The 14022-nt window shown below is 75.0% G+C and carries 11 protein-coding genes, 1 tRNA gene and 1 pseudogene; 4 read left to right on the top strand and 9 right to left on the bottom strand.

Annotation, left to right across the window (positions count from 1 at the left end):
- Nucleotides 1–26: 26 nt before the first annotated feature.
- On the bottom strand, nucleotides 27–977 hold the full coding sequence (locus ACFYWQ_RS04735; protein WP_389512783.1) for a D-2-hydroxyacid dehydrogenase: 951 nt from the start codon (nucleotides 975–977) through the stop codon (nucleotides 27–29).
- Nucleotides 978–1130: 153 nt separating this feature from the next.
- Between ACFYWQ_RS04735 and ACFYWQ_RS04730 the strand changes: the two are divergent.
- From ACFYWQ_RS04730 to ACFYWQ_RS04720, 3 genes and pseudogenes are all read left to right on the top strand, one after another.
- Nucleotides 1131–1307, top strand: a pseudogene (locus ACFYWQ_RS04730) (decarboxylase); the annotation flags it as partial.
- The gene (locus tag ACFYWQ_RS04725; protein ID WP_389512781.1) at nucleotides 1304–2035 is read left to right on the top strand and encodes an aspartate/glutamate racemase family protein; all 732 of its coding nucleotides are present in this window, start codon (nucleotides 1304–1306) and stop codon (nucleotides 2033–2035) included. The pseudogene ACFYWQ_RS04730 and the gene ACFYWQ_RS04725, both read left to right, overlap by 4 nt.
- 538 nt (nucleotides 2036–2573) lie before the next feature.
- Nucleotides 2574–3647: an LLM class flavin-dependent oxidoreductase gene (locus ACFYWQ_RS04720; protein WP_389512881.1), complete on the top strand. Its 1074-nt coding sequence runs from the start codon at nucleotides 2574–2576 to the stop codon at nucleotides 3645–3647.
- Here the strand turns inward: ACFYWQ_RS04720 and ACFYWQ_RS04715 are convergent.
- Nucleotides 3626–5536, bottom strand: a complete 1911-nt coding sequence (locus ACFYWQ_RS04715) for a putative bifunctional diguanylate cyclase/phosphodiesterase (RefSeq protein WP_389512778.1) — start codon at nucleotides 5534–5536, stop codon at nucleotides 3626–3628. The two genes, ACFYWQ_RS04720 and ACFYWQ_RS04715, sit on opposite strands and share 22 nt — an antisense overlap.
- Nucleotides 5537–5821: 285 nt before the next feature.
- Here ACFYWQ_RS04715 and ACFYWQ_RS04710 point away from each other — a divergent pair, with 285 nt between their 5' ends.
- Nucleotides 5822–7114, top strand: coding sequence for a M6 family metalloprotease domain-containing protein (locus tag ACFYWQ_RS04710; protein ID WP_389512776.1), 1293 nt, complete (start codon nucleotides 5822–5824; stop codon nucleotides 7112–7114).
- 79 nt (nucleotides 7115–7193) lie between these two features.
- On the opposite strand, the gene ACFYWQ_RS04705 is transcribed toward ACFYWQ_RS04710, so the two are convergent.
- The 7 genes from ACFYWQ_RS04705 to ACFYWQ_RS04675 all read right to left on the bottom strand — a co-directional run bounded on the left by ACFYWQ_RS04705 (nucleotide 7194) and on the right by ACFYWQ_RS04675 (nucleotide 13937).
- Nucleotides 7194–7267, bottom strand: a tRNA-Lys gene (locus ACFYWQ_RS04705).
- Nucleotides 7258–7977: a bifunctional DNA primase/polymerase gene (locus ACFYWQ_RS04700; RefSeq protein WP_389512880.1), complete on the bottom strand. Its 720-nt coding sequence runs from the start codon at nucleotides 7975–7977 to the stop codon at nucleotides 7258–7260. The genes ACFYWQ_RS04705 and ACFYWQ_RS04700 overlap by 10 nt, the downstream gene beginning before the upstream one ends.
- Nucleotides 7978–8050: 73 nt before the next feature.
- Entirely contained in the window at nucleotides 8051–8419 is a 369-nt protein-coding gene (locus ACFYWQ_RS04695; RefSeq protein ID WP_389512774.1) for a hypothetical protein, read from the bottom strand.
- A 545-nt stretch (nucleotides 8420–8964) separates the two neighbouring features.
- A complete protein-coding gene (locus tag ACFYWQ_RS04690) occupies nucleotides 8965–10305 on the bottom strand; it encodes an AAA domain-containing protein (protein ID WP_389512772.1) in 1341 nt (446 codons plus the stop codon).
- Complete coding sequence (locus ACFYWQ_RS04685; protein ID WP_389512770.1) at nucleotides 10302–11900, bottom strand: hypothetical protein; 1599 nt, start codon at nucleotides 11898–11900, stop codon at nucleotides 10302–10304. The genes ACFYWQ_RS04690 and ACFYWQ_RS04685 overlap by 4 nt, the downstream gene beginning before the upstream one ends.
- Nucleotides 11891–13012 carry a hypothetical protein gene (locus ACFYWQ_RS04680; RefSeq protein WP_389512768.1) on the bottom strand — a complete coding sequence of 374 codons (1122 nt, stop codon included), beginning with the start codon at nucleotides 13010–13012 and terminating at the stop codon, nucleotides 11891–11893. Before ACFYWQ_RS04680 ends, ACFYWQ_RS04685 begins: the two co-directional genes overlap by 10 nt.
- The gene (locus ACFYWQ_RS04675) at nucleotides 12963–13937 is read right to left on the bottom strand and encodes a phosphatase PAP2 family protein (protein ID WP_389512766.1); all 975 of its coding nucleotides are present in this window, start codon (nucleotides 13935–13937) and stop codon (nucleotides 12963–12965) included. Before ACFYWQ_RS04675 ends, ACFYWQ_RS04680 begins: the two co-directional genes overlap by 50 nt.
- Nucleotides 13938–14022: the final 85 nt, after the last annotated feature.

The raw sequence follows: 14022 nt of genomic DNA, 5'->3' as shown, positions 1-14022 counted from the left end.
CCAACCGGGTTATGCACCACAGATGTTCAGGGCCCGGGTACGTACCCGCGCTGCTTGTCGACCACGTTCCGCAGCGGCCGGCCCGCCGCCCACAGCTCGAACAACTCCACGAACTGCGCGCCGAGCTCGTCCCGCCGGCCGACCGTGTCCCCGCCCATGTGGGGGGACAGCAGCAGCCCCGGGACCTGCCACAACGGGCTGTCCGCGGGCAGGGGTTCGGTCGTGAGGACGTCCAGGGCGGCCCCCGCGATCCACCGCCGCTCCAGCGCGTGGACGAGCGCGTCCTCGACGACGAGCCGCCCCCGGCCGACGTTCACGAACCGGGCGGAGGGCTGCATCACGCCGAACCGGCGCAGGTCGAACATGCCGTGCGTCCGCTCGGTGAGCGGGGCCGCCGCGATCACCCAGTCGGCGCGGGCCAGCAGGCGGTCCAGGTCGTCGGGGCCGTGGACGCCGGTGCGCGGGACCCGGCCGACGACCGCCGTCGCCACCCCCAGCGCCTTCAGCCGGCGGGCGACCGCCCGGCCGACCGGCCCCGAACCGACCACCACGGCACGTGTGCCCGCGACCCTGAGCCCCTCCCGGTGCCGCCACTCGCGCCGCCGCTGGAGCTCCCAGGTGCCCGGCAGGTCCTTCGCCATCGCCAGGACCAGCGCGGCGACGTACTCGGCGACCGGCTCGTCGAAGACGCCCCGCGCGTTCGTCACCACCGTGTCCGACGCGGCCAGCTCCGGACACATCAGATGGTCCACGCCCACGCTCGCCGTGTGCACCCAGCGCGGCCGCGGCCCCTCGCCCGGCCAGGCGGCCCGTACCGCGTGCGAGGCGCAGTCCCACACCAGCAGCACGTCCGCCTCCGGCAGCCGCGCCGCGAGCCCGGCCCCGTCGGTACGCACCACCGCCGCCCGCCCGGTGAGCCGGCCGAGCCGGGGCGGGGGATCGGCGTCGAGGACGAGGAGCGTGGGGACGGCGGACATCCGGGGAGCCCCTTCCTCCGGCGGGACGTGACACGGACGGCGGCGCCGAGCCGGCGGACGTGCCCGGCCACCGCCCGGCGTCCGTGCCACAAGGGGTCGACGAGCGCGGACCGACCACGTTCGCACCCGGACCCACCGCCGTCAACACGACCTCCCCGACCGGAGGCGGAGCAGTACATACCGGTCATCTCGGCCAACCAGGTGACGATGGGGGCGGCGCTGCGCCGAATGGGTACCCGAGCCGTGGGGCCGTACCAGGCTCTGCTGGAGGAGGGGGCGCGGCCAGTGGCCCCCCGTACTGCCGGACGACAGCAGGAAGGCTGGACATGACCGCACTCGGAGTCCTCTACCCGGGCCACTCCGCCGAGGACGACTACCCCCGGATCGAGCAGCTCCTCGGCAGCGACATCCGGGTGGAGCTGGTCCACACGGACATCGGCGAGGACGCCCACGGCGCCGACGCGCCACGGCGGACGGGCACGCCCGAACGGCTCGCGGCGGGCGTGGAGCGACTGCGGCTGTCGGGCGCCGAGGCCGTCGTGTGGGCGTGCGCCGCCGAGGGCTTCGTGCACGGCTGGGAGGGCGCCCAGGAACAGGTGCGCGGCCTGGCCCGCGCCGCCGGGATGCCGGCCTCCTCGACGCCCTTCGCCTTCGTGCACGCCGCCCAGGCGATCGCGGCGGCCCGGGTCGCCGTCGGCGCGACCTTCCCGGACGACGTCGCCGGCCTGTTCGCCGCGTTCCTGCGCGCCGGCGGCCTGGAGGTGACGGGCGTCCACGGCTCCGGGACCGTCACGGCCGCCGAGGCGGGCACCTGGGGCGAGGCCGAGGTCCTCGCGCTGGCCCGCGCGGCCGACGACCCCGGCGCGGACGCGGTCCTGCTGCCCGACACCGCCCTGCACACCGCCGCGTCCCTGCCCGCCCTGGAGAAGGAGCTGGGCAAGCCGGTCCTCACCGCCCACCAGGTCACCGTCTGGGAGGCGCTGCGGCTGGCGGACCGGAGGGTGAACGCGCCCGCCCTCGGGGCGCTGTTCACCCGGGAGCCGATCGTGCAGGTGTGACCGATCGTGCACGTGTGACCCCTCCGACGCCCCGGCCTCGGGAACGGCGGGAACGGCGGGAACGTGCGGGAACGGCGGGAACAAACGGGGACACCCCCCTGTTGGTGGTCCGAGGACAGCGCGCGGCCGAGGACAGGAGGACCCCGTGACGGCGGACGAGAAGGCGGCGGACGGGAATACGGCGCACGGGAACGTGGCGCGGGAGCCGGCGGCGCACGAGCCGGCGGCGCACGAGCCGGCGACCCACGAGCCGACGGTGGAGACCGCGGCGGCGCGCGGAACCGCGGCGCCCGAGCCGCCGAATGGCGACACCGCGACGCACGGCGACACCACGACGCACGCCTCGGCGACGACCGCGCGCGAGGCGGGCACCCCGGCGGCGGCCGTGCACAGGGCAGCCGTGCGCGGGGCGGCCGATCCGGCGACGGCCGTGCGCGGGGCGGCCGATCCGGCGGCAGCCGTGCGCGGGGCGGCCGATCCGGCGGCAGCCGAGCGCCGGGCGGACGACCCTCCGACGGCCGACCGCCCGTCGGACGGCATCCGCGGCACGGCGCACGGCACCGCCCCCGTCCCCCTCTCCGTCCTGGACCTGGTCACCGTCGGTTCCGGCAGCACCGCCACCGACGCCCTGCGCGCCGGCGTCGACCTCGCCCGGCTCGCCGAGGCGCGCGGCTTCCACCGGTACTGGGTGGCCGAGCACCACTCCATGCCCGGCGTCGCCTCCTCCTCGCCCGCGGTGATCCTCGCCCACCTCGCCGCCCACACCGAGCGCATCCGGCTCGGCTCGGGCGGCGTCATGCTGCCCAACCACGCGCCGCTGGTGATAGCCGAGCAGTTCGGCACCCTGGAGGCCCTCGCCCCCGGCCGCGTCGACCTCGGCCTCGGCCGCGCCCCCGGCACCGACGGCGCCACCGCCGCCGCCCTGCGCCGCACCGACCGGCTGCACGAGGGCGCCGACGACTTCCCCGAGCAGCTCGCCGAGCTGACCCGCTTCCTGGACGACGACTTCCCCGACGGCCACCCCTACCGCCGGATCCACGCGGTCCCCGGCCCGGTCCAGGCCACGTCCCCCGGCGGCGTGCAGTCCCGGCACCGCCCGCCGGTCTGGCTGCTGGGCTCCTCCGGGTTCAGCGCCCGCCTCGCGGCCCTGCTCGGACTGCCCTTCGCCTTCGCGCACCACTTCTCCGCGCAGAACACCGTCCCCGCGCTCGACCTCTACCGCGAGCACTTCCGCCCGTCGGCGGTCCTCGACGAGCCGTACGCCCTCATCGGCGTCTCCGTGCTCGCCGCCGACGACGAGCGCGAGGCCCGCCGCCAGGTCCTGGCCACCGGCGTGAACATGCTCCGCCTGCGCACCGGCCGGCCCGGCCTGTTCCCCTCGCCGGAGGAGGCGGAGGCGTACGCGTTCAGCCCGCTGGAGCGCGAGTTCGTCGACTCCTGGACCGCGAACATCGTGCACGGCACGGCCGACGAGGTCCGCTCCGGCCTCGACGACCTCCACAAGCGCACCGGCGCCGACGAGCTGATGCTCACCAGCCACGCCCACCGCGGCGCCCTGCGCCTGCGCTCCTACGAACTCGTCGCCGACGCCTACGGGTTGCCGACCGCGTAGGACGCGGAACCCAGCAGCAGCTCGGAGATGCGGTCCGGGGACACCGGGCGGGAGTACAGCCAGCCCTGCCCGGTGTCGCAGCCGATGCTGCGCAGTCGGCCGGCCTGCGCGGACGTCTCCACGCACTCGGCGGTGACGGTCAGCCCCAGCCGGTGCGCGAGGTCGATCATCGCCTCGACGACGACCTGGTCGGCCGGGTTGGGCGGCGCTCCGGCCCCCTCGTACTGGAAGCCGCGCACGAACGACCCGTCCAGCTTCAGCACCGACACCGGCAGCCGGCTCAGGTAGGCGAGGTTGGAGTAGCCGGTGCCGAAGTCGTCGATGGCGATGCCCACCCCCATGTCGCTGAGCGCCTGCAACGCCTGCAACGGCCGCCCGGCCGAGCCCATCACCGCGGACTCCGTCAGCTCCAGCTGGAGCAGGTGCGGGGCCAGTCCGGTCTCGTCGAGGATGTCCGCCACGTCCGTCACCAGGTCGGAGTCCCACACCTGACGGACCGCCACGTTGACGCTGACGAACAGCGGCGGCTCCTCGGGACGCTCCAACTGCCAGCGGCGGGCCTGACGGCAGGCGGTGGCCAGAACCCATCGGCCGAGCGGCACGATCGAGCCGTCCTCCTCGGCCAGCGCGACGAACCGATTCGGCGGCAGCAGCCCGAACCGGGGGTGGTCCCAGCGCACCAGCGCCTCCACCCCGCGCAGCCGCCCGTCCGCCATGCCGACCAGCGGCTGGTACTCCAGACGGAACTCGCCCCGCTCGATGGCGGGGCGCAGCGTGGACGCCAGGGCCTGGCGGGTCATCAGGTGGGCGTTGCGCTCCGGGTCGAACAGCGTCCAGCGGTCCTTGCCGTCCACCTTCGCCCAGTACAGCGTGGTGTCCGCGGCCTGCATCAGCCCGGTGGCGGTGGTGCCGGCCGCGTGCCGCTCGACGACCCCGATCGACGCGGAGACGTTCAGCCGGTGGCCCGCGAGGTCGAACGGCGCCTGGAGCGCCTTCAGCACCGACTCGGCGAGGTCGGCGAGCTGTTCGGTGCCGGTGGAGTCCTCCACGAGCAGCGCGAACTCGTCACCGCCCAGCCGTGCCACCAGCGGTACGCTCGGCCGGTTCCGCCCGGCCTCCTGCGCGCACGCCGTCAGCCGCTCGGCGACGGAGGCGAGCAGCCGGTCGCCGACCCGGTGGCCGAGGGTGTCGTTGACCGCCTTGAACCCGTCGATGTCCAGGTAGCACAGCCCGATCCGGCCGGTCCCGCCGTCGTCGTACGACTCCGCCTCCAGCGCCGCCGACACCCGCTCGAAGAACAGGGTGCGGTTGGGCAGCCGGGTGACGGGGTCGTGCATCTGGAGGTGGCGCAGCCGGGCCTGGAGGTCGCGGTGCACGCTGATGTCGGCGACGGACAGCAGGACGCCGGCCGGGTCGCCGTCCAGCGGTGCGACGGTGATCTGCACCCACAGCGAGCGTCCGTCGGGCTGCTTCAGCCGCCGGGTGCAGCGCAGTCGGGCCTGGCGGCCGCGGAGCACCTCGCGGTAGGCGTGCCAGCTGCGGGCGTCGGCGGCCAGGTCCAGCAGATCGGCGGCCACCCGCCCGACCAGGTCCTCGGGGCCGCCGGCGAGCAGCGCGCCGAGCGCCCGGTTGGCGTCGGTGACCAGGCCCTCGCGGTCGACGACGGCCATGGCGAGGGGGGCGGCCGCGAAGACGGAACGGTAGGCCGGGGGAGGGCCGTCGCGACGGTCCCCACCTGCTGTTCTCGTACCGTCCGTCCCGTCCGTGAGGTCCGCGCCTTCCCGGTGTTCCGGCACTCCCGTACGAGGAGACGCCTGATGATCACTCTCTGTGACGGCCGACCGGTCGAGGTCTGCCGCGGGCGTCGGCCCTTCGGACGTTCCGCTCACCGCTCGCTCCCGCAGTGCACTCGATCTCTGTCCGCCCAGGAAAGTGTGCCGATCATAGAGGCTGGCCCCGGACTTGCGCAGCCACTGCCCAGTGTCCCGGAACACCCCGCCTTTCTGACAGATCGTTTCTGCCCCCACACGGGACGGTTCTGCGAGCGGGCGACCACTTGTGACGTTCCGTGAGTATTCCGGGGGTGTCGGGGTTCATGCCCGGTTTCCGGGGTCTCACTCTTCTGGTGCAGATAAACAGGGCGTAGTACGACAAATCTGCACAGGCTGGGTGCGGTGTCCCGTGAACCGTTCCCGGAGGTCTCCGTGCCGCGACAGCTCCCGCGTCCTCGACTGCGCAGCACCGCGGCCGTGTTCACGACCCTCTCGGCGCTCGCCGCGACCTCCCTGATCACCGGCCCGTCGGTGGCCGAACCCTTCTCCTCGCTGCCCTGCGCCCTCAAGCGCACGGACGCCCACCACTCCGAGGGACTGGACACCTGGAACACCGCCTATCCGCGGCCGGACCGCGCCCTTGACGCGGTGATGGTCTTCCTGTCCTTCCCCGACTGGGTCCCGATGAGCTCGCCCGTCGAACTCGCCGCCGACCACTTCCCGGTCACCAGCGACTACTTCCACCGGGCCTCCTACGGCAGGTTCACCCTGCGTGCGCATCCGCTGAAGCGGTGGGTCCGCATGCCGAAGCCGTCCACCGCGTACGCCATACAGCGTGACTGGAACGCCGAGGACCGCGCCACCTATCTGCGCGACGCGCTCGACGCGGCCGACGGCCAGGTGGACTTCTCCCGCTACGACGTCGTCTACTTCGTCGCCGATCCGGACGCCCCCGGTGTGGACTCCGACGCCACCAAGGTCGTGAACCTGGACGAGCCGCTGCACGCCGACGGCGTGGACATCCGGCGTGTCGTCACGGTGTTCGAGCAGCATCCGCCGGACCGGCTCGTCCTGGCCCACGAGACCGGCCATGTCTTCGACCTGCCGGACCTCTACCGGCGGCCGGCGGACGGCAAGGGGGACTGGGACACGCACGTCGGGGACTGGGACCTGATGGGCAGCCAGTTCGGACTGGCGCCGGATCTGTTCGCCTGGCACAAGTGGAAGCTGGGCTGGCTGGAGCCGAGCCAGGTGGTGTGCGTGGCCGAGGGGGCGCCGTCGGCCCGGCTCACGCTGGAGCCGCTGGCCGCCGGCGCGGGGACGCCGGTGGCCGGGATTCCCGGTGTGCCGGGCTTCGGGCTCGGGCACGGCGCCAAGCTCGCGGTCGTCCGCACGGGCACCGACACCGCCCTCGCCTTCGAGGTGCGCGGTCCGATCGGCAACGACCACGGCGCCTGCCGGGCCGGGATCCTCGTCTACCGCGTCCACAGCGGCGCGGAGTCCGGCCGGGGGCCGGTCGAGGTGGTCGACGCCCACCCGGGTACCGAGGCCTGCTGGGCGGACTCGGTCTACCCGCCCCTCGCGGACGCCCCGGTCACCGTCGGTGAGAGTTTCACGGTGCCGGGGGAGGACGTCCGGGTGGAGGTGGAGGAGCGGACGGTGACGGGGACGTGGACCATGAGCATCACGGCCTGATCCGGCGGTGGCCGCCCGGATGCGGTGGCGGGGAACGGACGGAAGGCCCCTCGCTGCTGCGAGGGGCCTTCCGGTGTCGTGCGCCGCCAGGGACTCGAACCCCGGACCCGCTGATTAAGAGTCAGCTGCTCTAACCAACTGAGCTAGCGGCGCCTGCTGACGTCGTAGACCTTAGCACCCTGGTCGGCGGGGTGAGAAATCGATATCCGCACGGCCGACCGGGCCGCCCGGACGGCCGCCCAGAGCAGGATCTCGGGCCCCGGCAGCCAGGGGTGCCGGGTGTCGGGGGCGACCATCCAGCGGGTGGCGGCGTCCTGCGGGGAGGTGAGCGGGGGCGGCACGGTCACCGCGTCGCCGGTGCCGTGGCACAGCAGCGGTGGGACGGTGCTCGTCCGGCCGTCCGGGCGGCCGTCGGCGCTCCACTCCTCCCACTCCAGCAGCGAGGGCAGCCGCCGGGCCGTGCCCGGCGCGGCGAACAGCAGCGTGCGCCCGCGGAACGCGGCCACCGGTCCGGAGCCGGGGCCCTCGCCCCACAGCCGGTCCAGCATCAGCCGCCCGAACAGCGCCGGCGCGCTCACGATGTCGAAGACGGACCCGCAGGGCAGGACCACGGGGGCGTGCGGCCGTTCCGCCCAGAGGGCGAGCGTGCCGTGCGGGGAGGTGTTGGCGGAGGCGAGCCACGCGGCGCCGTCGGCGGTGACTCCGGTGACTCCGGCGGCGTCGGAGCGATCGGTCAGGCGGGATTCCCAGGCGCTGCTCATGCCGTCAGGTCTACCGGGCGTGAGCAGCCGGTTCCCCGGGTTGGGGGAAATCGGGACAGGGAGGGGCGGGAGCGGGTATCTTACGCGCCTGGCATATGCCAGAAGATTACGGAGGGTGACGTCGGTGAGCGCGGTGTCCTCCGGGAGGGCCGTCCGCCCGACGGGTGGCCGTGCCCTACACGGGGTCGACGTGTTCCCGGCCCTCGACCTCGCCCTTCAGCAGGTCCCGCCCGAACTCGACCATCTTCTTCGCGTAGTCCTCGGTCCACTCGGCCCGCTCGGCGATGTCGGCCGGCGTCAGCCGGTCGAACCGCCGCGGATCGGCGAGCTGGGCCGCCGCCATGGCCTGGAACTCCACCGCCCGGTCGGCCGCCGCCTGGAAGGCGAGCGTCAGCTCCGTGGCACGCGCCAGCAGCGCCCCCGGGTCGTCGATCGACTCCAGGTCGAAGAAGTGCTCCGGATCGCCTGCCGCTTCCGCGGGCTCGAACAGCAGGGGCGCGGGGCGTAGCCGCGGTTGGTTCCGACGCGGCGTGGGCTCCGCCATGTCTTCTCCTCCTCGTACGGTCGGGGTGGCGCCACCGGTGAGCGGACCACCTTCCATTGTCCCCCGGGCACGCAAGGGGGCCGGGGGCCCGCACTCTCAAGGCTCCCGGGGCGCACGATGTTCCCGGGACACCCGATGCCCCGGGCGCGCCGGCACCGCGGGGTTGGCTGCCCAGCGGTCCGGACGGTATGCATCGGCCGCGGCTCGGGGCGTCGCACTGCGGACCGCTGGGCTGCTGGGCTGCTGGACCGCCAGGCTGCTGGGCCGCCGGGCCGCCGAGCTGCCGGGCCGCCGAGCCGCCGGGCCGTTGGGGCTCCCGGGCGGCTGGGGCTGCCGGAGCCGCCGGACCGCTGGGGCGGTCGGGCCGCCGGAGCTGCCCGCCAGCCGGAGCCGCCGGAGCTGCCGGAGCCCCCCCGGCCGGTGGTACCGCCGATGTGCGTCCGGTGCCGGGGCGTCCGGTGTCGGGGCGTCCGGTGCCGGGGCGTCCGGTGCCGGGGCGTCCGGTGTCGGAGCGTCCGGTGCTGGGGCGTCCGGTGTCGGGCGGTTCACGGTCGCCATGTCACGCGGTGTTCCGCCAGGTGGGCCAGCACCGCGTGGTTGGCCTCCCAGCCGTCCGGGAACTTCACGAGCGTCCCCAGCTGCACCGGCTCCGTCGACGGATAGTCGTCCAGGAGGTCGCCCACCCCCGCCCGGCACACCACGACGCACGCGTGCCGGTGCCGGGAGGCGAGGACGCACAGGCGGCCCGTCTCCAGGTGGAAGGCGGTGGCGTCGGGGCGGCCGGAGAGGGGGTGGAGGACGACGGTGACGTCGAACTCCCGGCCCTGGAGCCGGTTCGCCGTGTCCACGATGACGTCCGCCACGCCCAGCTCGGCGAGGGCCGCCCGGACCGCCGCCGCCTGGTCGCGGTGGGCCGTGCCGACGGCGACCCGGTCGGCGGTCAGCCGCGTCGGGGCCGGGGAGCGCTCCGAGACGGCCGCGCCGTCCCGGTCCAGCAGGCGCCGCACCACCGTCGCGACCGCCCGGACCGCCTCCGGGTCCGTGCGCGGCGTGTGGCGGGCGGGCAGCTCCAGCAGGCCCCAGCCCGACTCCGCCGCCTCGTCGATCACCCGGTCGGGGGCGGAGCCGTCCGACGGGACGGCGAAGGACAGACGCCGGTCGCCGTGGCCGGTGCCGCTGCGGAACCGGGTGTACGGATAGAACGCGTCCGACACCAGCGGTGCCGCCGACGCGGGCAGCCGCCACGACACCGGCAGCCGGTGCTGCGGCAGCCGCGGGTTGTGGGCGAGCAGCGTCGTCACCGCCGACGCCGACGGGTCGTAGGACAGGCCCGCCCACTGCTCGCTGCCCACGATCGCGAACGGGTCCAGCTGCCCCGGATCGCCCACGAACAGCGCCCGCTCGAACAGCCCCGCCACGGCCAGCAGACCGTCCGAGCGCATCTGGTACGCCTCGTCCACGATCGCGTGCCGCCACGGCTCGTCGACCTTCACGTGCGCCCACTTCGCCGCCGTGGAGATCACCACGGGCAGCCCGGCCAGATCGGCCGCCTTCGCCGACTTCCGTACGTTCGCCAGGTCGTCCAGCGCCTTGTCGTACGCGTCGGCGTCGCTGCTGTGCAGACGGCCCACCGGCAGCTCGGGGCTCTTCTCGGCGAGCCGCAGGACCAGGTCGTCGACCTGGGCGTTGGTCTGCGCCACCACCATCAGGGGGTGCCCGGCGTCCGCCAGTTCCAGCGCCGCGCGGACGACGAGCGTGGACTTGCCGGCGCCGGGCGGGGAGTCCACGACCACACCGCGTGCCGTGCCGTGCAGCGTGTCGTGGAGGATGGCGTCGGTCGCGCGGGCGGCGGCCGTACCGGGGTCGAACGCGGCCTGGGTGGTCACAGCACGTCCTCCTGAGTGACGGAATCGGGCGCTTCGGGCGCCTGCTCCCCGGGCGGCCCGCCGTGCGTCCACGGCGTCTGCTCCGGGTCGGGCAGCTTCGCGCCGCCGCGCTGCTCGTGCTCGAAGAGGGTGAAGCACACCCGCTCCCCCTTCTCGGGCACCGACCCCTTCTCCGGCTCCTTGCCGCGCCCCATCTTGTCGACGATCCGCAGCACCAGCAGGCCCTCGTCGTCCTCGCCCTGCCGCTCGACGAACTCCGCCGCCTGCGGCTTGCCGCCCAGCGACCGGAACACCTTCACCCGCTCCCCGAGGTGCGGCCGGTCGTCCGTGCGCACGGTGACCAGCGGACGCGGACTCGGCCGCCTGCCCTCGCTGTAGGCCATGACGACGTCGACGACCTCGCCCGCGAACGCCTCCCCGGCCAGCCGCCGCCCCGCCATCACCAGCGGGTCGTCGAGGGCCTCCTGCGCCTCCAGCCGGGCCTGTTCCCGCTCGCGTGTGGCGAGCTTGTTGGCGGCGGTGACCGCGTCGTCGCGGCGCGGCTGCGGGGGCTCGCCGGCCAGGACGCGGTCGCGGTGGCCGGTGAACGACCAGCGGTCGCGCGTCCACCGCTCCTCGACGTGCGCCCCCTCGGGCAGCGTCCGCAGCAGGTCCAGCCCGCGCCACACCGCGTCCCAGGTGGGCCGCGTCCGGCTCTCGACCAGGGCACGGATCTCCCGTTCGGCGGCGGTCAGCGCGCCGAGCCGGTCGTCGGCCTGGAGACCGTCCTCGGCGGCGGCCAGGGCGGTGCGCGCCCGGTCGTAGCGCTCGATGGCGGGGGCGAGCAGCTTGTTGTCGAACGCCGGGTCGGTGGCCGGGCCGGCCGGCGGGCACAGCAGCTGGCCCTCCGCGTCGCGCGCCAGCTCGGCCCGCAGCGCCGCCTCGGCGCCCGAGGCGCCCTCGGGCGGGTCGATCCAGGCGAGCAGCGCCCCCAGGTGCTGGTCCTCCAGGCTGGACTGCCCGGTCGCCCAGTGCCGGCCCAGCACCTCCGTCAGCGCCGTCAGCAGCGAGGATCCCGGCACCCGGGCCCGCTCCCCGAAGTGCGTCAGCCACCGCCCGAGCAGCGGCACGCGCGCGGGCGCCGGGTACGGCGTCTCGGGGTCCTGCTCCGCCGTACGCCGGAAGCGCATGGAGCGGCCCAGCAGACGGACGAAGTCGACGCCGGCGCGGCTCGGGACGATCAGCTGGGGCGCGTCGGCGCACAGCTCGACCTCGACCTTGACGCGCTTGCCGGTCTCCGGGTCCGTCTCGTTGCGCTCGGCGGCCTCGACGGTGTCGGCGTAGGAGTCGATGTACGGCAGCACGGTGTCGGCCAGCTCGGCCAGGAACGCGAACCGCAGGTCGCGGTCGCGCGGCTGCGGGACGACCAGCAGGCGCGGCGCGTCCCGGTCGGTGCCGACCAGCGCGCCCAGCGGGGCGCCGGCCTCACCGGCGGTGGTCAGCGGCACGAACACCAGCGGGTGGTCGGACAGGTGCCGGTGGCGGACGGTGGCGGCGGGCTGCGCCCGGCCGGTGGCGACGGCCTCGAGGCGGGCGAGCGTGGCGATCAGCGACACATCGCCCCCAGGACCTCGCCGCGCAACCGTGCCGCCCGGCGCAGGGCCGCCACCGCCGGGTCGTCCGGATCGCCGGTCTCCCCGCGCGCGGCCGCCAGCACCTCCTCGACCGTCGTCAGCCCGCCCAGCTCGGCGCGGACCGGGCGGCCCAGCGTGGTCACCGCGCCGGCCGCGCGGGAGCGGTCGCGGCAGTGGAACGCCAGCTCGCACGCGGCCAGGCACTCGGGCGCGTACGTCGCCGGGACCGACGCGACCGCCGCCGTGAGCTGTTCGGCGGGCAGCTCGGGGGAGAAACAGGTGCCCTCCGGGAGGGCGTCGGCGATGTCCTGGATGCGGGTGAGCCGGGCCAGCTGGCGGCCGGTGACCGCACGCTGCTTGCGGACGTCCACGGCGGACGCGGTGGGCAGGTTGGAGAAGTCCTTCGGGCAGACCAGCAGGACACGGTGGCGCACCTGCGGCGCGGGGTCGAGGCGGGCGGCGACCTCCTCCAGCGCCAGCACGTACACCGCGGCCTGGCGGGCCGCCGCGCCGACCTTCGCCGGGTCCGCCGACCCGTCCAGCATCGGGAACGACTTGATCTCCACGACCGTCCAGCCGCCGTCCGGGTGCACCACCACCGCGTCCGGTTCGAGGAAGGCGGGGGAGCCGGCCACGTCGAGCGCGAGCATCGGGTGGTCGAGCAGGGTCCAGGTGCCGGCCGCCTCGGCGGCCTCGCGCAGCGCCAGCGCCGTCCGGGCGGTGCGGCCCTCGGGGCCGGCCGCCGACAGGTCGGGGACGCTCGCCCCGGTGGGCGCGGGGGCGCGCGGGTCCAGCTTCTCGTGCACCAGGCGCAGCAGCTCCGCGCCGCCGTCCGCCTTCACCTTCGCCTCGAAGGCGTTGCCCCGGGTGAGGGCGAACTGCGACTGGCCGAAGGCCGACGGCGAGCCCAGCGCGCCCGCCAGCGCCGCCTTGTCCACCCCGGCGCCGTCGAGGAGCGCGCGCCGCCTGCACCCCGGGTTCGCGGCGAGCGCCGCGAGCGCCCGGGCGTCCAGAGCCTTGGCGGGTACGTCGGGACCGCGCAGGTCAGCGAGCCGCTGCCGGAGCGCCGTCCCCCGCGTCCGAGGGGGAGGCACCCGGCTCGGCCTGGGGCCCGAACCGTGACTCGCGCTGCCGTGGAATTCGCTCACCCGGGGAAGTCTGGCATCCGCCACTGACAATCGGGGCTTCCGCGCCCCCGGAGGGCGCCGGGACGGACGGGACACGCGCCGCGGGGCGCGGGACGCGGGACACGTACCAGGCCCGCATCCGCTCCGCGCGGCGCAGCACCAGCGGCGTCAGCAGCAGGCCCGCCCCCATCACGGCGGCGCCCGCGAGCGCGTCGAGGAAGTAGTGGTTCGCGGTGCCCATCACCACGATCGTGGTCACCAGCGGGTACACGACACCCGCCACCCGCGCCGCCCGTGTGCCGCCGTGGCGCCACAGCATCACCCCGCACCACAGCGCCCATCCCACGTGCAGGCTCGGCATCGCCGCGTACTGGTTGGTCATGCCGCCCAGCCCTCGCGGCGCGCTCGCCTCGCCGCCCCACCAGCCCCAGGAGCTGTACTGGGCCATGGTGTCCACGAAGCCGTGCTCCGCGGCCAGCAGCCGGGGCGGGCAGGTGGGCAGCAGGGTGAAGCCGATCAGGCCGATGAACGTCGACGTCATCAGCCAGGTGCGGGCCGTCCGGTAGTGCACGGCACGCGAGCGGAACAGCCAGACCAGCAGCACCGGTGTCACCAGGTAGTGCAGCGACGCGTACCAGAAGTCCGCCGGCACGCCGATCCACGGTTCGCTGCGGAAGAGGCGGTTCAGCGGGTGCTCGGCGTTGATGTGGAGGAACTTCTCGACGCGCAGGATCGCCAGACCGTGGTCGACGGCGGTGCCGACGTCACCCCGGGCGAGCAGCCGGCCCGCCGAGTAGCAGGCGTACACCAGCAGGATCAGCGGCAGTTCGGTCCACCAGCGCAGCCGGCTCCGCGGGACCGCCTCGGTGCCCGGTGACTCGGTCTGCGGCATCCGATCGCCTCCCCCTTCTCGTCGCTGCGCCGGCAGTGGCACGGGAGGTGCCACTTTACGGCGTGAGCGCGCGCCCTCCCCGGAC

This window comes from Streptomyces sp. NPDC003247, from assembly GCF_042888135.1.
In the GTDB taxonomy this organism is placed as follows: domain Bacteria; phylum Actinomycetota; class Actinomycetes; order Streptomycetales; family Streptomycetaceae; genus Streptomyces.
Note: the sequence above shows the minus strand (reverse complement) of the source record. Positions and strands in the feature narration are given on the sequence as shown.

Excerpts from the sequence above, each read along its gene's own strand:
- ACFYWQ_RS04675 (WP_389512766.1), bottom strand. The coding sequence starts at position 13,937 with ATGCCGCAGACCGAGTCACCGGGCACCGAGGCGGTCCCGCGGAGCCGG.
- ACFYWQ_RS04695 (WP_389512774.1), bottom strand. The coding sequence starts at position 8,419 with ATGGCGGAGCCCACGCCGCGTCGGAACCAACCGCGGCTACGCCCCGCG.
- ACFYWQ_RS04735 (WP_389512783.1), bottom strand. The coding sequence starts at position 977 with ATGTCCGCCGTCCCCACGCTCCTCGTCCTCGACGCCGATCCCCCGCCC.
- ACFYWQ_RS04725 (WP_389512781.1), top strand. The coding sequence starts at position 1,304 with ATGACCGCACTCGGAGTCCTCTACCCGGGCCACTCCGCCGAGGACGAC.